Below are 18,330 nucleotides of genomic sequence, written 5' to 3'. Positions count from 1 at the left end.
TAAAACCTGACGCCAACGTCAGGTGCAAGCGGGACGTGAAGCCGAGTCAGGAGGTCGGGATGCGGATCGGAGAGGTCGCCACGAAGGCGGGCGTCAGCGTCAGGGCGCTGCGCTACTACGAGCAGCAGGACTTGCTCCACTCCTTCCGGAATCCGGGTGGCCAGCGCCAGTATCCGGCCGGTGCCGTCGAACGGGTCAGGCTGATCCAACAGCTCTACTCCGTGGGCTTGACCAGCAGAACCATTCGCGAGGTGCTGCCGTTCACTGACTCCGGTGGGGCGTCACCGGAACTGCTGGAACTGCTCGCGGCCGAACGCGACCGCCTCGACCGGCAGATGAAGGACCTGCGGAACGTGCGCAGGCGGCTGCACGACTGCATCACCGAGGCGCGCAATCATGACGGAACAGGAAGTTCATCCTGAAGCAGGGGACGGCGGCCCGAGTGGACAGTTGATACATCGGCGACACCAGGAGCGTGTCCGGAAGCAACCAGTTCCCTTACTGGCTCAGGAGAGCGATCAACGGGAGGGGACACAGCATGGGTGCAGGATGAAACGACCTCTACCGCAAGGCATCCCGGGGACAGCGTGACGCTTGCGCGAACGCTTCCCCGGAACCCCTGTCACGCAGCAGACTCACCTTCACGGCCGTCATGATCGGTGCACCTTGGCCGGAGCACATGGCAAGACGAAAGCCGCGCCAGTCCGACGAACGCCCAGGTGTGCAAACAAGCCCAAGGCCGATTTCGACCTCAGACAGTGAGAGACAAGCTGAGGGCGGAGTCCATGGATGAGCAGGAACGGCGCAAGAGTGCGGGCAGTTCGCCCGGTATGCAGTCGGGCAGCCATTCGTCCAGAGTGCAGCGCCAAGATGCCACGAAGAACTCGATGAGGAGCCGCAGCTCAAGGGGGCTTTGACCGTCGAGTCTGCGAGCGATCTCTGCCTGGACTTCGGCGCAGTGCCGCAGCGTGTACCCGTCGAGCGCGGGCGAGTCAGCGATCAGCCGCAGCGTGAGTGGGAAGCACCGGTACCAGTCCTCATCCATACGTTCGAGGGTGGTCAGCATGGCGTCGAGGAAGACGTCGGCCAGCAACCCGGACTTCTCTATGCCGTCCAGGACTTCCAGGTAGACGTCCCAGAGCTGCTTGACGGCGGTGAGTGCGACGTCCTCCTTGGAGCGGAAGTTGCGGAAGAAGGTCCGCCGAGACACCTCCACCTGCTCCAGCAGCGCGTCCAGCGGAGTGCTTTCGAATCCGCGTTCGCTGAAGAGTGTGACGGCGGTGCCGACCAATGCCTGGCGAGTGCGGAGCTTTTTGCGTTCGCGCAAGGTGTCGGGCTGATGGGAGGTGGTCATCACGAGCACTTTACCAAGCACGCCAAGGTCACGCATATGCTCTACTGAGGCAAACGCTCCACTGTGGCACTTTGTGAAAGGTATCTTCCTGTGCGCGCACTCGTCGTCGACCACACCTCACCCGGACACCTGTCACTGACGGATATCCCCGCACCGCGGCCCGCCGCCCACGAGGCGCTCGTGCAGGTCAAAGCGGTCTCCCTGAACTTCGGTGAAGTCCATGAGGCGACGCGTCCGCAGATGCCGGTCGGCACCGTGCTCGGTTGGGACGCGGCCGGCGTGGTCGTCCAAGCGGCTGCCGACGGCTCCGGCCCGACCGAGGGCGAGAAGGTTGTCACCCTCGGTGAGACCGGCTGGGCCGAGCTGCGAGCCGTACCAGCCGCCCGGCTCGGCACCGCACCGAAGGACGCCGACCCCGGCGCACTGAGCACCGTCCCCGTCGCCGGCCTGAGCGCCCTGCACGTGCTGCGCGGGATGGGATCGCTGCTTGGTCGCCGTGTAATGATCACCGGTGCTTCCGGTGGTGTCGGCCGCTACGCAGTCCAGTTGGCCGCCCGCTCGGGTGCGCACGTCGTTGCCATCAGCCGGGACCCTGCCCAGGCGGACGGACTGCGAGCCCTGGGCGCCCATGAGGTCCACCCCGAGCCGTCCGCGGCGCGACAGCCTGTGTCTGCGGTTCTCGACAGTGTCGGCGGACAGTACCTCGTCGACGCCTTCGCCACCCTGTCGGCCGGCGGCGTCCTCTACAGCGTGGGCCGCTCCTCCGAGGCCGACGTGGTGCTGTCGCCGGATGCCCTGCTGGGCGACGGAGGCCGGCATGACCGGTCGATCCGCACCTTCTTCCTCTTGGGCGACCCCACCACTGACTTCTCCGCCGATCTGACCTGGCTGGCCGGAGAGGTCGCCGCAGGCCGCCTTGATCCGAGCATCAGTTGGCGCGGCCCTTGGACTCGCCACTCCGAGGCGGTGGAGGCTCTGCTTGGTCGGCGCCTCCACGGCAAAGCCGTCCTCGATCTTGAGTAACCGGCCGGAATCGACACCGTCACAACCCCCGTCGGCACCGCACTTGCAAGGCGGCGGGTCATGAGCCGGGCCATCGGGAGCGAAGCAGTCAGGGGAACTGGCTTCCCCCTTACTGGTAGCACAATGCCGTTGCGTTACGGGTTTGTGGGTGGGGGCTGGTGATGAGGACGGCTTGTGGGCCGGTGAACGGGACCCCGGGGAACTCCCGATCGGCCAGGAGGAGGTGACCTGGGCCGGCCGAACACGGTAGGCGGCCCACCAGAGTGACTTCCCCAGTGCGGCAGTTGGCCAGCCCCGCGTCCAGCACCGCATGACTGCCGATCTCCACCAACGCTGCCATCCGCACCGCGGAATCGCGCTCCTGCCCGACCCGCGGCCACTGCCCAGACGCCCGAAGGCGGCTTCGTTGGCTCCAGCAGAGGCAACGGCATCGGGTCCAAGGACGCTCGCCAGACGGGCGCTCCCCCCGCATCTCCCGGGGCAGTTGGAGAACTATGCGACGACGCGGGACGCGTCATGCCTGCGACCGGGGTGACGGGAAGGGCCAGGGTCCGCGCGGCCGCGGACTCCAGCGAGTTGGATGCCCTACAGGTTGTTGACGTAGAAGTCGGTGAGCCGTTCGACGGCGGCGTCGACGTATTCAGGCTCGTCGTACATCTCGTAGTGGCCGGCGCCCGCGATCACCATGAGGTCGACCGGGTTGGGGGCCATCTTCCACAGCTGCATGCCCGCCTCGTAGGAGCCGGTGTTGCCGGTGCGTCCGGCGAGGATGACCTGCAGTGGCTGGGTCATGAGCTGGTCGACCAGGTGGAACGCGTCGTACCCGAGCAGGAGGGAGTCGCTGCGCGAGAGGCGGCGGTTGGTGGAGTGCTCGTTGCCGCCCCGCTCGGTGCGGTAGTAGGTAATGGCCTGGGTGGTGTCGATGTCGGTCAGACCGGCTGCCGCGGCGTCCTCCAGGGTGTCGGGCAGCCAGTTCACACGGGCCATCTCGCCGGAGCGGGCCTCTTCGATGCGCGCGTCGGCGAGGGCGTCGAGTGCGGCGGCCGGGCCGTCGGGCTGGAAGCTGCGGAACGAGGTGCCCATGTTGCCGGGGACTACCGTTCCGACCGCCTTGATGCGGTGGTCCGTGCGGGCGGTGTGCACGGCATAGCCGCCGCCGGCGCAGATGCCGAGGACGCCGATGCGCTGCGGGTCGATGCCGGGCGTCGTGGTGAGCGCGTCGATGGCGTAGGAGATGTCCTCACCGCGGCGGTAGGGGTCTTCGAGGTCCCGGGGCTCGCCTCCGCTCTGCCCTTGGTGAGCGGGGTCGAAGACGAGCGCCGCGATGCCGCGGGCGGCAAGTCGGGAGGCGTAGGTCGCGCCGCTCTGCTCCTTCACGCTGCTGCCGGGCGTGGAAAGCACCACGGCGCGCAGCCGCGCGGCGCTGTCGAAGTTGTCGGGCAGGTGAAGGTCGGCGGCGAGTTCGATCGGTCCGCGCGGGATCGTGATGTGCTGAAGCATGGACAGCGCCCTCCGTGAGATCATGGTTCCATAGCCGCACCAGTACAAAAAGGCTACTAGTACAGCTTGGAACTAATACGCAACGGTACCACCTGGTTGGGGGACGCATGTCGGTCGACGGCGCGCAGCTGTGGACGCTGAACCAGCGGCTGCTGAGTGTCGTGATGGATGCCTGCACGGAGGAGCTGGCTGATCTCGGGCTGGAGACGAAGGAGTTCTTCGTCCTGGCGGAGGTGGCCGCGTCGCCGTACCCGGCAGAGATCGCGGCGGCACTGTTGCTGCCCAAAGCAAGCGTGACGGTCTACGTCCGCAACCTCGTCGCCAAGGGGTTCATCCGGCGCGAGATCGACGACGCGGACCTGCGGCGTCACCGCCTCGTACTGACCTCTGCCGGAACAGAGGCGCGAGATCGTGCGCTTGCGGCCCTGGCGGCGGAGTACGACCGCAGGCTGGCGAGGATCACCCCGCAGGACCGCACCGAGTTGCAGCGCATCCTTCAGGAGATGCTCTCGCCCGCCGACCGGGCGGAGGTCTGATTTCGCGAGCCCAGGCTACGCCGGGAGTACTACGAGCTTGCCGCTCAGGTGCCCGGACTGACTCACTGCCAATGCCGCCGCAACCTCGTCGAGGGGGTAGGTACCCGCGATGGGCATCCGCAGCCGTCCCGCCTCGATCAGGGCGAGGATGTCACCGAGCGCTTGGGGACCCCCCGCTCCCGGCTCGGTCATGTGCACCTGGATTCCGGTGTCCGCGGCGTCGAAGGCCACGAGCGAGAGGACGCGTGTCGGACCGCCGGCGAGTTCGATCGAGTCCGGGATTTCACCGCGACCGGAGGCGTCGAGGACCGCGTCGACGCCCTGGGGGGAAATCGCTCGTACGCGGTCGACCAGGCCCTTGCCATAGGTGACCGGTTCCACACCGAAGGAGCGGAGCTGTTCATGGTTGCGTTCGCTCGCGGTGCCGATGACACGCGCACCGCGAGCGACGGCCAGCTGTACGGCGAACGTGCCCACGCCACCTGCTGCGGCGTGGACCAGCAGCGTCTCCCCCGTGGAGATCTTCAGCTTGTTGAGAACCTCCCAGGCGGTGATACCCGGACCGGCCAGAGTCGCGGCAACCTCCCACGGGACGGAGGCCGGCTTGGCGACCAGTGCAGCGGGGTCAGCGAGCGCCGACTGCGCGTAGGAGGGGGTAAGGGAGGCCCCCAGCACCTCGTCACCGATGCTGAAGGCGGTCACGCCCTCGCCGACCTGGTCGACTACACCGGCCACGTCGGAGCCGAGGCCGCCCGGGAGATCGACGGGCATCACCTGGCGCATGTAGCCGTGCAGGATCTTCCAGTCGATCGGATTGACACCTGCGGCGCGCACCGCGAGCCGTACCTGCCCGGGGCCCGCGGTGAGCGGCGGAACATCGACGACACGCAACACGTCAGGGGTGCCGTACTCGGAGAACTGCACTGCAAGGGACATCTGCTCGACTCCAAGATCTTGGGTGTCACATGCGGGAAGCAGTCACGGCCGCGTCACTGACCGCAGGGCCCCGCGTGGTCGCAGTACGGCTGGAGGCGGCTCTGCCCGCAGCCGCACAGCACGACCCTGGTCTCGGCGCGCGCGCCTTGCGGCGTGTCCACACTCAGCTCCCCGCGCACGGTCAGCTGCCCGGTGGCACTGCGGGTGATCGTGGTGGGCAGGTCAGGGGTTTCCGCCCCGCCGTCCACGAGTTCGTACTGGAGCGCGCCCGAGGGACAGCGCCGCACCACCTCCGCCAGGCGCTCGGCCGTAGTCTTTTCCGGCTGGATCCACGGTCGCTTCGTAGGGTCGAACACCTCGGGCAGGCCACGGACGCATTCGGCGGCGTGGAGGCAGCGCCTGGCCTCGAAGGTCACCGTGATCGACTCCGTCTGGTATGCCTTCTGCTCGGATTCGCCGCTCATGCCTGCCTCCCGTTCCTGCCGTGCTCGGCTTTTCAGTCACTGACCTTGCTGCGGGACTGGTACAACAGGTCCTGGTACTCGGGGTGCCGGCTGATCCAGCCCGCGAAGAAGGGGCAGGTGGCCAGCACCCGCAGGTTGGCGGCGCGTGCCTCGTCAAGGGCTGTACGGGCCAGCGCGGACCCGACTCCCGCGCCCTCGTACTCCGGCTTTACCTCGGTGTGCACGAACGCAACGAGTTCCGTCGTACGGATGTATTCCGCGACGCCCGCCACCTTGGACTCTCCATCGACACGGGCCTCGTAGCGCTTCGCCTCGGGCACGTCACTCACTTCGACCGTCATGTGTCCTCCTCGTGGGGTCCGATCCCGCTCAACTCGGCAGAATCCCGTCAGCCAGAACATCAGCCTAGCTCCATTAGGTTGATGCATCAACTTAACCCCCGACGCGGGCATCCGCGGGGCAGAGCGAGCACGGGGCGTCGGCCTCCGGATCCGCACTGAGGGTTGAATCGCCGCCACCGCCAGTAGATGAGCTGTCAACGATTTCGTTAGACTGCCCTCATGGACGCACAACCGCGGTGGCTCGACCCGGAACAGAAGGCCGCCTGGGACAGCTTCATCCGAATGCAGGAGACACTCATCGGACGGCTGTCACGACACATCCAGGCCGAATCCGGAATGTCAGCAGCCGACTACGTCGTGCTCAACAGCCTCACCGAAAGAGGCAACGGGCGGATGCGCTTCCTGGATCTGGCCAAACTCGTGGAGTGGGAGAAGAGCCGGATGTCCCACCAGGTCACGCGGATGGCGAAACGCGGGCTCGTGGCCAGGGAGGAGTGTCCCGACGACGGACGCGGAGCCTTCATCGTCGCCACCCCGGCCGGCTATAAGGCGATCGAAGAGGCCGCACCCCAGCATGTCGAGCACGTCCGCCGCCTTTTCATCGATGCCCTGACCCCGAACCAGCTCAGCACGCTCGGCCGGATCTCCAAGCGTGTCCTGGACCACATGGAGAAGCAGCCGGACTGACCGGGCGGGGGACGCGACTGTGGATCACGAGAGGTCGGGCTTGGGCTGGCCCGAAGGGACGTCCTGACACACCGGGCCGCCGACCGATGGGGGTTCCCTCCTCTCGCCCCACTCCAGGACTGGAAGGCAGGGTTTGCTGAGCTTTCACCCAGAACCCTAGGGCAACGTGGTTGACCTGTCAACTTGCGATGATCAGGACAGAGGTAGCCGCACCCTGCACCACGTTCGCCGTTGGCACCAGCCTCCCTGGTTCGTCAACTGGCTTACGCAGTCGCGCAGTTGATCGGTAGTGATGGCGGTCGCGGCCAGCACCGCGCCCGTCGGCCGCCCTTGGTCGGGGAGAGTTGGCACGATTACCCGAAGGCCAGTCGGTCCAAGGCCGTAAGGTCCCGCGTCTACACCATTGTGTTGCCGTTGGCAGATTTTTCGGGAGAGACGATGTCCTGGACGACGTCCCAGTGTTCCACGATGCGTCCGTTGTCCAGCCGGAAGATGTCGACGATGGCGACGGGATTCGGGGCCCAGCCGTGGACGATGCTGTGGGTGAAGACCAGATCACCCTGGGCGGCGATCCGCTGCGGCTCCCAGGAGAAGCCCTCCAGGTTTGGAACGACATTGCGCAGGGTTTCGAGCCCACTGGGCATCTGCGGGCTGTGCTGAATGTAGGGCTCAGCCCAGTATCGATCTATCGCGGTGAGGTCCTTGTCGGCGAACAACTCCCGCATGGCGGTGAGTACGATGTCGACGTTGCCTTTTACCTGATCGTCCTGCGCGGCGGTGTACTGGGCCATGGTCATGCCTCCTGAATCGTTCCGGTGAAGTGGTAGAGCTTGCCGTCGACGGTCACGTTGGAATACAACGTCCCGTTTTCAAAGTCCTCCAGGTGCGTCACCGTGGCCCCGCTCGCCTCGGTCCAGGAGTTCAGATAGACGCCTTCGCGGATCTCCCGCAGGTTCAGAGCAACCGTTTCGGCGTGACCGTCAGGGGCGAGCCCCGCACCGTGGACTACCACGAAGCTGCCCTGGGTCGGCGAATCGAAGGTGAAGCGCACCTTCAGATCGCCGAGGTCGAAGCGGTAACTGCGGCCGGTCAGTTGCTTGGTCATGACACGTCCTCCAGACAGAGGATCACATCCTCGATAGTGAGTTGAAGTTTCAACTCACTGGGATGTTTGCGCAAGTCTTCTGAGACACGGAACACACTCAAGTGCTTGTGGGGCCGCTCACGTCAGACGGTGGACCCCGCAGTGAGCGGCGTTCGACCTGGTTGGCAATCCTCAGACGCTGTTCGCCGCCGTGGACGCACACCCCGCGAGTCAGTGGCCAGAACGGCTGGAGGCCGGGTCGGGCCGCTGAGGCCGCTCGCCGAGGACCCGCGCGAAGAGCGCCTCCCGCAGGGCCACTTCACGAGGATCGTCCCAAAGCCGGAAGCCAGTGCGGTTCATCGCGTACGCGAAGCCCGTACCGGTATCCGGGTCTGCGAAGGCGAATGACCCGCCCAGCCCCATCGTCCCGAAGGCCCGGTCCGACTCGGAGCCGAACCTGAACGCCGGGAACGGCTTGACGTACCCCAGGGAGAACCTCGTCTCGACGCGCAGCACCTCGTCGAACAGTCCGTTCGTCGGGGGTGGGGCAGCGACGCGCAACGCGTCCATCGTGGCATCGGTGAGACCCAGGGCAGCGCCGCCGGTTGCCACCTCACCGTAGAGCTTCGCGATCGACCGCACCTGGCCGACGCCGTTGGCCGCCGGAATCTCCGCGGCCTGCACATCCGGCCGGTTGAAGTTCTCCACGGTGCCCAGCACCCGCGGATTGCCGAACGCCCTGGCGGTCAAGCTCCGCGGATTCGCGTATGCCCGGACGAATGATGCCGGCATCGCTCTCAGGTGCAGCATCATCTCCCAGGAGCGAAATCCGTGGATACGGGCGACCCGATCGCGATCAGTGTCCTGCGGCAGGCCGAAGTGGAAGTCGAGGCCGAGCGGCGTCGCGACCTCGTCGGCGAAGAACCGACCGATACGACGTTTTCCAGGGTCGATCCGGCTGATGAGTTCGCTCTCGTACCAGCCCAATGACTGGCCGTGGTAGCCGTGCCGGGTGCCCGGCTCCCATGCCGGACGCTGCTCGGCAAGAGCCGTGGCGAGGGTGCGGGAGCCAGTCAGGTCGCTGAGCCCGAGTGGCCGGTCGATCACCGCCAGCCCTGCCTGATGGGCGAGCAGCTGACGGACGGTGACATCGCCCTTGCCAGCGGCGGCGAACTCGGGCCAATAGGCCGCCACACGCTCATCGTGGTCGAGCAGACCACGTGCGTGCAACACCGCGAGCGCCACTGCCGCCACACCCTTGGACGTCGAGAAGACCGGCACCATCGTCTCCGCCTCCCAAGGGAGACGGTTGCGGCCGTCACGGTAGCCGCCCCAGAGATCCACGACCTTCCGCCCGCCGTGGTAGACGACGCAGGCAGCGCCGATCTCGTTACGTACGGCGAAGTTCTCGCGAAAGGCGTCGGCCACTGCGCCATAGCCTTCATCCACGTCACCGCGAACCATGCGGCCTGGTACATCGAGCTTGAAGACCACTACTTCCCCTTCATTGCGCGGCTCCCACCCTGGTGCGTGGGGTGACCTGCTGGTGTGGATTCGAGGCGTCGCAGCTGCACGCCGACGGCGGGGGTCGCCGATTCGGTCGCGGCGACGCTGCTCCCTACGAGGGTGGAGCCGTGGTCGCTTCCCGTCAGCGGAAGAGATCGGTTTGGCCGTTGGACGCGGTCAGGCCACCATCGACGGCGATGTGCGCGCCATTGATGTACGAGGCGCCGGGGCCGGCGAGGAACGCCACGACGGCGGCCACCTCGGCGGGATCGCCGGGCCGGCCCATGGGCACACGTTCGTCGAACCGGTCGCGCAGCGGGGTGCCTTCGGCGAGCGCTGCCCGGATCTCCTCGCGGCTGGTCGTCACACCGGGATGGACCACGTTGACCCGGATCTCCCGGCCGTGGTCGAGGGCCATCGCGTTGGTCAGGTTGGCCACCGCTCCCTTGGTCGCGTTGTAAGCGGCCTGCGTCCAGTCGCCCGGCAGAACACCTGATCTGAGGCGGACCGCCGTCAAACACTGCTCACAGCCAACGCACCCGCAAGCACGAGGATGCAGATTCCCGAAATCTGGTCGACCCGACGAGCGATCGATCCCTTATACGACCGAAGCCGCCATCGAAGAATCCTCCCGGCTCCAACGTAGAGGCCGCCAATGACGGCTTCAACGCCCATATAGGCCAGACCTAGAAGGGCAATGTGCAGTTCCGCATCCCGTCCGCCGCTCGTAAACTGAGGGAGGAGTGCCGCGAAAAGGAGAAGCGCTTTGGGGTTGGTGATGGCGACCATAAATTCCTGGCGGGGGATCCGCCATCGATCGGTGCGGCCCTCTTCGTCCTCGACGACTGAAGCGGTCTCCGGCTTGCTTCTCAGTGCTGCCACACCAATCCAGGCCAAGTACGCTATTCCACACCATTTTATTACGGTCAGCAGACCAGGAGACTGTGCGAGGGCCGCGCCAAGACCCAGTACGACGATGCCGATCAGCAGAGTGAAAGCAGCGAGGCGCGCGAGAATGCCGATAAGAGCCCAGGAAGCGCCGGATCGGATGGCGTTACTCAGGCCCAACAGCTGGTTCGCTCCAGGGATTACGGATATCAATACGGCAGAAGGGAGGAAGTCCATCCAATAGATCACACTCCCAGTATCGGGCGTGTGGCCGATCCTGGGGACGGGCGCCGCGAGATGTTGATCACGCCATAGACAGTCGGCTGAACTGGCTACGGGCGGGGAAGTGGCGGTAAAACCCGTCATCGAGAGCAGCTACCGATGAATCGGTTTGATCGTCGTCCAGAAGCTCGATAATGCGCGCGCTGATGTCGCCGACGCAAAAGCGCCCAGCCCGCCGAGGTCGTTGAACAGCGGGGCGCGGATTTCGTGACGTTGGTTGGGAGTGCTCGCACCGCCGGGGTCTGTTGGAGAGGGGCGACCCCGACCGGCGACGTGCAGCTGCACCCACCACGCCACGATCTAGTTGACATGTAAACCATAGGGTGTCATGGTTTACATGTCAACTAGATCGGCGGAGGTGGTGTGGGCGCGGGACTTGACCGTAGGGAACTCGCGCAGGTCGCCCGGGACGGACGTCCCGCCCGGTCGTCACGAACCACACCCCGACACAACGAAAGCGTTGAGCGAAGTGAACACGATGGATGATTCGCAAATTGAGTTCGGTATCGACAGCTTCGGAGACCGGCCCCGAAACGACCAGGGCGTGATCGTCTCGCACGCGCAGGCGATCCGCGCTGCGGTGACCGAAGCGGTCCTTGCCGACCAAGTCGGTATCGACGTTGTTGCGTTGGGCGAGCACCACCGACCCGAGTACGCGATCTCCAGCCCTGAGACAGTACTGGCGGGCATCGCGACGGCCACGAAGCGCATCCGGCTCGCCTCGGGCGTGACGGTGTTGTCCTCGGACGACCCGGTGCGAGTGTTCCAGCGGTTCGCCACGGTCGACGCGCTCTCCAACGGCCGCGCCGAGGTGATCCTGGGACGCGGTTCCTTCACCGAGTCGTTCCCCCTGTTCGGGTACGACCTGAAGGACTACGAGGTGTTGTTCGAGGAGAAGATCGACCTTTTCCATCGGCTCCTGGACGAGACGCCTATCACCTGGGAAGGCACCACGCGCGCCGCCCTGCACAATGCGGACGTGTACCCGAAGACGGATTCGGGACGTCTCAACACCTGGGTAGGGGTGGGCGGGACACCGCAGTCCGTGATCCGCACCGCTCAATACGGCTTCCGGCTCATGCTCGCGATCATCGGCGGCGCCCCCGACCGGTTCGCTCCCTACGTGGATCTGTACCGGCGTGCCAGCCAGGAGTTCGGCACGACCGCACAGTCGATCGGAACGCATTCGCCCGGCTTCGTCGCCTCCACTGACGAAGAGGCAAAGGAGCTCTTCTACCCTGGGTACAAGGAGATCCGCGACCGGATCGGGGGGCAGCGCGGCTGGCCGCCGCTCCGCCGGGAAGAATTCGACGCCGAGGTGGACCGCGGGTCGCTGTACGTCGGCTCGGTCGAGACGGTCGCGACCAAGATCGCTCATGCCATCCGGGTCCTGAACGCGGGCCGGTTCGACATGATTTACTCCGCCGCCGGCACCGTTTCGGCCTCCGCACGCCTGCGTTCGGTCGAGCTGTACGGCACCAAGGTCATCCCTCGGGTCCGCGAGCTTCTGGCCGAGCAGCCCGCGGCCACGGCGGGAGCCACGCGATGACCAACCCTGTCATCACTGTCGGGATCCTGGGAGCCGGGAAAGTCGGCACCGTCCTGGCGCGCCTGGCGGTCGCCGCCGGCTATCGAGTCCTGATCTCCGGGTCCGGTGACCCTTCCAAGATCGCGCTTACCGCCAAAATCCTCACTCCCGGAGCGACCGCCGTGTGGCCGGTCCAGGCCGCGGACGCAGCCGACGTGGTGGTCCTGGCTCTCCCGCTCGGCAAACACCGCGACCTCCCAGTACCGAAGCTGGAGGGAAAGCTGGTCATCGACGCGATGAACCACTGGTGGGAGGTCGATGGTTCCCGCGACGCGATCCTTCCGCCCGACACCTCTTCGAGCGAAGTCGTTCAGCGGTTCCTGACGGGCGCACGTGTCGTGAAAGCCCTCAACCATATGGGCTACCACGACCTCGAAGACGGGGCTCGTCCAGCCGGCGGCGGCGGACGTAAGGCCATCGCGATCGCTGGTGACTCGCCCGATGATCTCGCCGTCGTGTCTGCTCTGATCGACAGTCTCGGATTCGACCCACTCACCATCGGCGACCTCGCAGCGGGCGTCCGGCTTGAGCCCGGAACCCCCGCCTTCGGAGCCAATGTCGACGCCGACCAGCTTCGCGTGCTTACCGCCACCCCTGCTCCGACAAGGCTTTTTGAGCACTCGTAACAGAAAAACAGAAACACCTCGGCCGGACCGGAGAACTGTGGCCACCCCGTGACGCCCTCCGAAGAAGGACAGTCAGATGAATCAAGGATTGACTGACAACACGGGTGCGTCCGTGACGGTCGAGCTCGACCTCGCCAGCCCGATCAACTCCTACACAGTTATTCGCGCCGACGAAACACCCCTCGGCACGGCCGACTTCGTCGTCATACCTGGCGCAAGCGAAGAACGGATATTTTTCCATACCGAGGTTTGCCAGGGTTTCGGTGGACGTGATCTGGTTGCGCTGCTGGTGAACAAGGCACTCACGGACAGCATTCGCGAGAGCGCCACCGTCGTGCCGTTGTGCCCGATGTTCGCCCGCCATCTGCGAGCGCATGGCGACGAATTCGTCGCGAACGGTGGTGTGTTCCGCCAGCCGATACCTGACGACATAGGAGTGATCACGCGCGCCGCGCTCGGCGAAGCGTGACGTCATCTCCCTGGTTGCATCGACAATGTGACGTCGTGAAGCTCCGCCAGGTGCAGCCTGACGCCAGGGCGGATGCAACGCGGTTCTCACAGCGCGAGGACTGCAATGATGCATGGAGGACGAATGCGGCCAATCATTCCCGACTATCTGGCCGAGGTACTGAGAGATGTGGAGTCGGACACGTCCGGAGAGCCGGCGGGATACATCCCTGAGCTGGCAGCAGCGGACCCCGAGCGCCTCGGTGCGGCCTTTGCCATGATTGGAGGGGAGGTCTACGGTGCCGGTGACATCGATATCGAATTCACCATCCAATCGATCTCCAAGCCGTTCATTTATGCGCTGGCCTTGTCTGATCGCGGATTCGAACCTGTGCTCGCCAAAGTCGGTGTCGAGCCGTCCGGAGAGGCGTTCAACCAGATCTCACTCGAAAGCGATACAGGGCGCCCTCTCAATCCCATGATCAACGCCGGTGCGATCACCGTTCACTCGCTGGCGGGCGCGGAGGACCTGAAGCCGACAGAGCGTGTGGAACGTGTGCTCCACGGCCTCTCGGCGTTCGCCGGTCGTCGACTGAAGGTGGATGAGGCGGTATGCGCGTCAGAGATGGAGCACGCGCACCGCAACCTCGCCATTGCCCACATGCTCCGCAGTCACAACGTCCTCACCGAGGACCCAAGGACCATCGTGGACGGTTACACCCGCCAGTGTTCCGTGCTCGTCACCACGCGAGATCTGGCCATGATGGCCGCGACGTTGGCCAACCGCGGGACAAACCCTCTCTCGGGTGAGCAGGTGGTGCCGGAACCGGTGGTGCGTCAGGTGCTGAGCGTCATGTTCAGCTGTGGAATGTATGACGCCGCTGGTGACTGGGCGACCCAGGTCGGTATTCCGGCAAAGAGCGGGGTGGCCGGAGGTCTGATCGGCGCACTCCCCGGACAGATCGGCATTGCCACGTTCTCACCACGACTGGATCGTCACGGGAACAGTGTTCGCGGGGTGTCACTGTTCGAACGATTCTCTTCAGACATGGGTCTGCATGTGATGGAGGTCCCCGCCGCCGCGCGTGCCGTCCTGCGGTCCAACCACGTCGTTGGCAGCGGACCGAACGCGCTCCGGGTCCTGCAACTGCAAGGTGGCATCGGCTTTGCCGGAGCCGAGAGAGTTGTTCGGGAAGCCATGGACATCTCGCGTTCGGACGTCAGGGTGGCTTTGGACCTGACAAGGGTCCATTCGATCGACGACGTGGCACGGCGCGTGCTGCTGGAGGTCGCACGCCGGCTGACGCTGGACGGTCACGAAGTCTACCTCGTCGACCCAGAATCGATCATGCCCGATCCCGATCCCGGCGATGGTGGCCGAGTCACACTCGTGGACACCGTGGATCACGCTGACCTGCACGCCGCGATCGCGGGAGGAGGTCAGGGCAGTTGAACCCGCAGGGCGGAATTCGCGCCCCGCCGCAGGCCGATGCGGAACAGCGAGGCTCTGACCCGCCTCCGACAACCCACAGTTTCCACATACAGATATGGGCCGGCGTTCGTCTCGCCGGCCGGAAGGGAAAGACGTCATGGGTTACATCACCGTCGGCACGGAGAACAGTACGCCGATCGAGATCTACTACGAGGATCAGGGTTCCGGGCAGCCGGTCGTCCTGATCCACGGCTACCCACTGAACGGGCACAGCTGGGAACGTCAGACACGCGAGCTGTTGGCCCAGGGCTATCGGGTCATCACCTATGACCGTCGTGGCTTCGGCCAGTCGTCGAAGGTGAACTCCGGTTACGACTACGACACCTTCGCCGCTGACCTGAACACGGTCCTTGAGACCCTCGACCTGCGGGATGTCGTCCTTGTCGGTTTCTCGATGGGCACCGGCGAACTCGCCCGCTACGTGAGCCGCTACGGTCATGAGCGTGTCGCGAAGCTCGCCTTCCTCGCCTCGCTCGAACCGTTTCTCGTCGCCCGCGACGACAACCCCGACGGGGTGCCGCAAGAGGTCTTCGACGGCATCGCCGCGACCGCGAAGGCGGATCGGTACGCCTGGTACAAGCAGTTCTACGCGGACTTCTACAACCTCGACGAGAACCTCGGCACGCGTATCAGCGAGGAGGTCGTGACCGGTAGCTGGAACGTCGCGATCCGCAGCGCTCCGGTGGCTGCGTACGCTGTGGTACCGGCATGGATCGAGGACTTCCGCGCCGACGTCGAGGATGTCCGCGCGAGCGGCAAGCCCGCACTGATCCTGCACGGAACAAAGGACAACATCCTCCCGATCGACGTCACTGCGCGCCGATTCCACAAGGCACTCCCCCAGGCCGACTACGTCGAGATCGAAGGAGCGCCGCACGGCCTGCTCTGGACCCACGCCGACGAGGTCAACGCCGCGCTGCGCGACTTCCTCTCGAAGTGACGGTGGATGACCGGCTGTTCTCCTGACGGCTCCTCATGACGCGGAACCGCGTCATCGCCGCCGATGAGGGGCGTATGTGGCGCCGAACTGATGTTGAGGCGCCACATACGCCCCTCGAACGCGGGGCGGGAAGCCTTGTGGCGGGCGTCGCGGCCGGCAAACCCCTGCCCCTGGAGCGGTCCACGTACGAGTCGTGGACACCGCTTGATGAGAACGCCGAACACGCCACCGAAGCCTCGTTGTTCACAGATCCAACCATCCCGGCAGAGACGGGTGTAGTGCGGGAGCCGAGGAACTAAAAGAGGAAAGACGGCGGTTCACACCACAGGAGAAGTTACCGACAAATGACTCAGCAGCCTGACGAACCATCCATCGAGGCAAGGGCAAAGACACCCTGGACGGCGAATAGCCCTGACTCCCCGATCCTGCCCGAGGACCTCCTGCTTCTGCTCTTTCAACCCGAGTCCGGAGTCATCGCAGGCGAGAACACTCTCTTCTACGTGCTCGCCGGGGCTGTCCTCGCGGACCTTGCCCTTCACGAATCCGTAGCCATGACGACAACCCGGACTGGGTCCATCAACGTGGAAGCCGTCCGGGAGAAGCCGCCGCCGTCGGATGAGATCCTCGTCTCCGCCTGGGAGTATGTGTCGGACAAACCGCGTGGCGTGCAGACGGTGCTCCCCGCGATCGGTCCGAGACTCCGTCAACCCCTGTTGGAACGCCTCATCGCACGCGGCGACATTCGCAGGGACAACCGCAAGGTACTCGGTTTCTTCAACATGACCGTCCTCAAGGACAGCCAGAACGGCCGTCGGGCCGGCCTCCTCAAAGAAGTCCGTGACGTCCTTGTCGACGGTACGGAGCCAACCGCTCGCACCGCCGCACTCGCGGCTCTGATCTGGGCCAGCGGTGCGCTCCCCCAGTTCGACCCGCAGATCCCCTGGACCTCGGCGGTGATCAACCGTGCTCAGGAGCTGGAACGCGGCAACTGGGGTGCCGGAGCCACCAGCGAAGCGGTCACACGCACCATGACCGCCGTCATCGTCAACAGCGTCATCACCACAGCCGCCGCAGCGTCGTCACATCAGTGAGTGTGCGCCAATGCGTAGTTCAGGAGCGGACGTTCGCACGGACCGCCTCCTCGATGGGTGTCGACCCCGTGTTGAGTTCGAGGATCTGCCGACCGATCCGGGGCTCGTGGAGCAGTTCAGCGAGGGTGGTGGCGACGTCTGCGCGAGCGATCTCCCCATGGAGCTCCGCCGGCCCGAGAGACACGGTGCCGGTTCCCGGATCGTCGAGGAGGAGTGAGGGACGGAGAATCAGCCAATTCAGATCGCTGCGGCTGAGTGCGACGTCTGCGCCCTTCTTCACGGCGAAGTAGTACTCGACTTCGTCCCCGAGGTCACGCTCCCGCCAGGATTCCGGAAGCACCGATACCAGCACGAAGCGCTCCACATCGGCAAGACGTGCCGCCTTGATCGCTTTGACGACCCCATCGCCGTCGACGGCCGTCGTGACTTCCCTGCTGCCGCCGTTCGATCCGGCACTGAAAACGATTGCGTCAACGTGACCGAAAGCTGCTGCCAGTTGTTCCACCGTCATGTCGGCAATATCGCCGACTCTCGCGTTCACGCCTCGTGCTGCCAGGTCGGCCTGCTGGTCGTCTCGGCGGGCCAATCCGTGGACGGTGTCTCCTCGCGAGTGAAGTTCCTCCGCCAGGAGACCCCCGATACCGCCGGTGATGCCCACGATGAAGATGTCCACGTTGATGCTCCGTTCTCCCGATGCGACTCTCCGGCACCGTCGCACGGCCGGTACCTGAGCGATTAACAGTCTGACTCCGCGCGGGTATTCCAGCCAAGCGAAGGCCGGAGGTCCTATTGGGCCGACGAACGGGCCGCCGGAATCTCCGGCGGCCCGTTCCCGAAAGGCTGCGGCTGGCCTGCGTCACTCGGCGGTGAGAGCCTCCGCGTAAGGGAAGATCAGCTTGCCGGAAGAAGACCTGGGAACATCATTTTGGGCACCGGCGCCCAGTACTCATAGTTCACGAAACCGTTGAGCAGCGGGCCGAGCTCCGTCCTCACCGCCGTGTTCTGCGGTCCGATCATGGCACCGCCGACTCCTTGGCGCCGAGAACGGGATTGCGCGAGAACTCGGCGTCAGCAGACACGAGCGCCACGGTTTCCGGCCGGGGAGTCTGCTCCGCGGCGAGCGCGAAGAACCCCTCCGTGAGTGCGGCGTTCGGATCCGGACCGGTGGGGATCATGGCGAAGTAGTTCGGATAGAGGAGCGCGTTGTTGACGCCGAGGCCCATCAGCCCGACGAAGAAGCGCTCCCGCTCCACTATCAACGGCATGGCCGGCAGCAGGGTGTTGGTGCCGTATCCGCCGATGACGAGATCCACGTCGTGCTCGTCGATCAGCCGCTCGTAGATCCTGGGAACGTTGTCGGCGTTCCCTTCGTCGTCTCGTCGTCGTACCGCACGAACTCCACAGGACGAGCGAGAAGGCCGCCCCGGCTGTTGACGTCCTGACGCCAGATTTCATGGCCAGACGGGCCGACCGGCTGTTGTCCGCGAGGGAACCGGTTAACGACAGGCAGTACCCGATACGGATCGGTGCCGGGGCGGCGGCGAT

General features: G+C 65.3%; 23 protein-coding genes. 10 read left to right on the top strand and 13 right to left on the bottom strand.

The window, feature by feature from the left end:
- Window positions 1–59: 59 nt before the first annotated feature.
- The gene (locus tag ACFVT5_RS39285; protein ID WP_389898458.1) at window positions 60–422 is read left to right on the top strand and encodes a MerR family transcriptional regulator; all 363 of its coding nucleotides are present in this window, start codon (window positions 60–62) and stop codon (window positions 420–422) included.
- Between the two features lie 329 nt (window positions 423–751).
- Here ACFVT5_RS39285 and ACFVT5_RS39280 read toward each other — a convergent pair whose 3' ends face one another.
- Complete coding sequence (locus tag ACFVT5_RS39280) at window positions 752–1,354, bottom strand: TetR/AcrR family transcriptional regulator (protein WP_389898456.1); 603 nt, start codon at window positions 1,352–1,354, stop codon at window positions 752–754.
- A gap of 90 nt (window positions 1,355–1,444) precedes the next feature.
- Here ACFVT5_RS39280 and ACFVT5_RS39275 point away from each other — a divergent pair, with 90 nt between their 5' ends.
- Entirely contained in the window at window positions 1,445–2,377 is a 933-nt protein-coding gene (locus tag ACFVT5_RS39275) for a zinc-binding dehydrogenase (RefSeq protein WP_389898454.1), read from the top strand.
- 585 nt (window positions 2,378–2,962) lie between these two features.
- Here ACFVT5_RS39275 and ACFVT5_RS39270 read toward each other — a convergent pair.
- Window positions 2,963–3,877: an alpha/beta hydrolase gene (locus ACFVT5_RS39270; RefSeq protein WP_389898452.1), complete on the bottom strand. Its 915-nt coding sequence runs from the start codon at window positions 3,875–3,877 to the stop codon at window positions 2,963–2,965.
- Window positions 3,878–3,984: 107 nt separating this feature from the next.
- Between ACFVT5_RS39270 and ACFVT5_RS39265 the strand changes: the two genes are divergently transcribed.
- Entirely contained in the window at window positions 3,985–4,413 is a 429-nt protein-coding gene (locus ACFVT5_RS39265; RefSeq protein WP_389898450.1) for a MarR family winged helix-turn-helix transcriptional regulator, read from the top strand.
- Between the two features lie 15 nt (window positions 4,414–4,428).
- Here the strand turns inward: ACFVT5_RS39265 and ACFVT5_RS39260 are convergent, their stop codons facing one another.
- From ACFVT5_RS39260 to ACFVT5_RS39250, 3 genes are read right to left on the bottom strand one after another with little or no spacing between them, the layout of a single operon-like run.
- The gene (locus tag ACFVT5_RS39260) at window positions 4,429–5,349 is read right to left on the bottom strand and encodes an NADP-dependent oxidoreductase (RefSeq protein WP_389898448.1); all 921 of its coding nucleotides are present in this window, start codon (window positions 5,347–5,349) and stop codon (window positions 4,429–4,431) included.
- Between the two features lie 53 nt (window positions 5,350–5,402).
- A complete protein-coding gene (locus tag ACFVT5_RS39255) occupies window positions 5,403–5,813 on the bottom strand; it encodes a (4Fe-4S)-binding protein (RefSeq protein ID WP_389898446.1) in 411 nt (136 codons plus the stop codon).
- Window positions 5,814–5,845: 32 nt separating this feature from the next.
- Window positions 5,846–6,154, bottom strand: coding sequence for a GNAT family N-acetyltransferase (locus ACFVT5_RS39250; RefSeq protein WP_389898444.1), 309 nt, complete (start codon window positions 6,152–6,154; stop codon window positions 5,846–5,848).
- A 219-nt stretch (window positions 6,155–6,373) separates the two neighbouring features.
- Here ACFVT5_RS39250 and ACFVT5_RS39245 point away from each other — a divergent pair, with 219 nt between their 5' ends.
- Window positions 6,374–6,841 carry a MarR family winged helix-turn-helix transcriptional regulator gene (locus tag ACFVT5_RS39245; RefSeq protein ID WP_389898441.1) on the top strand — a complete coding sequence of 156 codons (468 nt, stop codon included), beginning with the start codon at window positions 6,374–6,376 and terminating at the stop codon, window positions 6,839–6,841.
- Window positions 6,842–7,236: 395 nt separating this feature from the next.
- Here ACFVT5_RS39245 and ACFVT5_RS39240 read toward each other — a convergent pair whose 3' ends face one another.
- The 5 genes from ACFVT5_RS39240 to ACFVT5_RS39220 form a co-directional block, all read right to left on the bottom strand.
- Entirely contained in the window at window positions 7,237–7,632 is a 396-nt protein-coding gene (locus ACFVT5_RS39240) for a nuclear transport factor 2 family protein (protein WP_389898439.1), read from the bottom strand.
- 2 nt (window positions 7,633–7,634) lie between these two features.
- On the bottom strand, window positions 7,635–7,946 hold the full coding sequence (locus ACFVT5_RS39235) for a hypothetical protein (RefSeq protein WP_389898436.1): 312 nt from the start codon (window positions 7,944–7,946) through the stop codon (window positions 7,635–7,637).
- A 210-nt stretch (window positions 7,947–8,156) separates the two neighbouring features.
- Entirely contained in the window at window positions 8,157–9,419 is a 1,263-nt protein-coding gene (locus ACFVT5_RS39230) for a serine hydrolase domain-containing protein (protein WP_389898434.1), read from the bottom strand.
- Window positions 9,420–9,573: 154 nt separating this feature from the next.
- A complete protein-coding gene (locus ACFVT5_RS39225) occupies window positions 9,574–9,870 on the bottom strand; it encodes an SDR family NAD(P)-dependent oxidoreductase (protein WP_389898431.1) in 297 nt (98 codons plus the stop codon).
- A 74-nt stretch (window positions 9,871–9,944) separates the two neighbouring features.
- Window positions 9,945–10,568, bottom strand: coding sequence for a LysE family translocator (locus ACFVT5_RS39220; RefSeq protein WP_389898429.1), 624 nt, complete (start codon window positions 10,566–10,568; stop codon window positions 9,945–9,947).
- 511 nt (window positions 10,569–11,079) lie between these two features.
- Here ACFVT5_RS39220 and ACFVT5_RS39215 point away from each other — a divergent pair.
- From ACFVT5_RS39215 to ACFVT5_RS39190, 6 genes are all read left to right on the top strand, one after another.
- Entirely contained in the window at window positions 11,080–12,150 is a 1,071-nt protein-coding gene (locus ACFVT5_RS39215) for an LLM class flavin-dependent oxidoreductase (protein ID WP_389898648.1), read from the top strand.
- Window positions 12,147–12,815, top strand: coding sequence for an NADPH-dependent F420 reductase (locus ACFVT5_RS39210; RefSeq protein WP_389898427.1), 669 nt, complete (start codon window positions 12,147–12,149; stop codon window positions 12,813–12,815). The genes ACFVT5_RS39215 and ACFVT5_RS39210 overlap by 4 nt, the downstream gene beginning before the upstream one ends.
- Window positions 12,816–12,927: 112 nt before the next feature.
- Window positions 12,928–13,284 (top strand): GNAT family N-acetyltransferase, encoded by a 357-nt coding sequence (locus tag ACFVT5_RS39205; RefSeq protein WP_389898426.1) that lies wholly within the window; start codon window positions 12,928–12,930, stop codon window positions 13,282–13,284.
- Between the two features lie 123 nt (window positions 13,285–13,407).
- Window positions 13,408–14,715 (top strand): glutaminase, encoded by a 1,308-nt coding sequence (locus tag ACFVT5_RS39200; protein WP_389898423.1) that lies wholly within the window; start codon window positions 13,408–13,410, stop codon window positions 14,713–14,715.
- A gap of 136 nt (window positions 14,716–14,851) precedes the next feature.
- Entirely contained in the window at window positions 14,852–15,694 is an 843-nt protein-coding gene (locus ACFVT5_RS39195) for an alpha/beta fold hydrolase (protein ID WP_389898421.1), read from the top strand.
- Window positions 15,695–16,038: 344 nt separating this feature from the next.
- Window positions 16,039–16,785 carry a GPP34 family phosphoprotein gene (locus ACFVT5_RS39190; protein ID WP_389898419.1) on the top strand — a complete coding sequence of 249 codons (747 nt, stop codon included), beginning with the start codon at window positions 16,039–16,041 and terminating at the stop codon, window positions 16,783–16,785.
- Between the two features lie 19 nt (window positions 16,786–16,804).
- On the opposite strand, the gene ACFVT5_RS39185 is transcribed toward ACFVT5_RS39190, so the two are convergent.
- The 3 genes from ACFVT5_RS39185 to ACFVT5_RS39175 all read right to left on the bottom strand — a co-directional run bounded on the left by ACFVT5_RS39185 (window position 16,805) and on the right by ACFVT5_RS39175 (window position 18,233).
- Entirely contained in the window at window positions 16,805–17,458 is a 654-nt protein-coding gene (locus ACFVT5_RS39185) for an NAD(P)H-binding protein (protein ID WP_389898416.1), read from the bottom strand.
- Window positions 17,459–17,676: 218 nt separating this feature from the next.
- Window positions 17,677–17,802, bottom strand: a complete 126-nt coding sequence (locus ACFVT5_RS39180) for a hypothetical protein (protein ID WP_389898414.1) — start codon at window positions 17,800–17,802, stop codon at window positions 17,677–17,679.
- The gene (locus tag ACFVT5_RS39175) at window positions 17,799–18,233 is read right to left on the bottom strand and encodes an ABC transporter substrate-binding protein (RefSeq protein ID WP_389898646.1); all 435 of its coding nucleotides are present in this window, start codon (window positions 18,231–18,233) and stop codon (window positions 17,799–17,801) included. The genes ACFVT5_RS39180 and ACFVT5_RS39175 overlap by 4 nt, the downstream gene beginning before the upstream one ends.
- Window positions 18,234–18,330 lie beyond the last annotated feature (97 nt).

The sequence above is a fragment of the Streptomyces sp. NPDC058001 genome (genome assembly GCF_042886315.1).
Classification (GTDB): domain Bacteria; phylum Actinomycetota; class Actinomycetes; order Streptomycetales; family Streptomycetaceae; genus Streptomyces.
The sequence above is the reverse complement of the archived record's forward strand: the minus strand, read 5'-3'. Positions and strand labels throughout refer to the sequence as shown.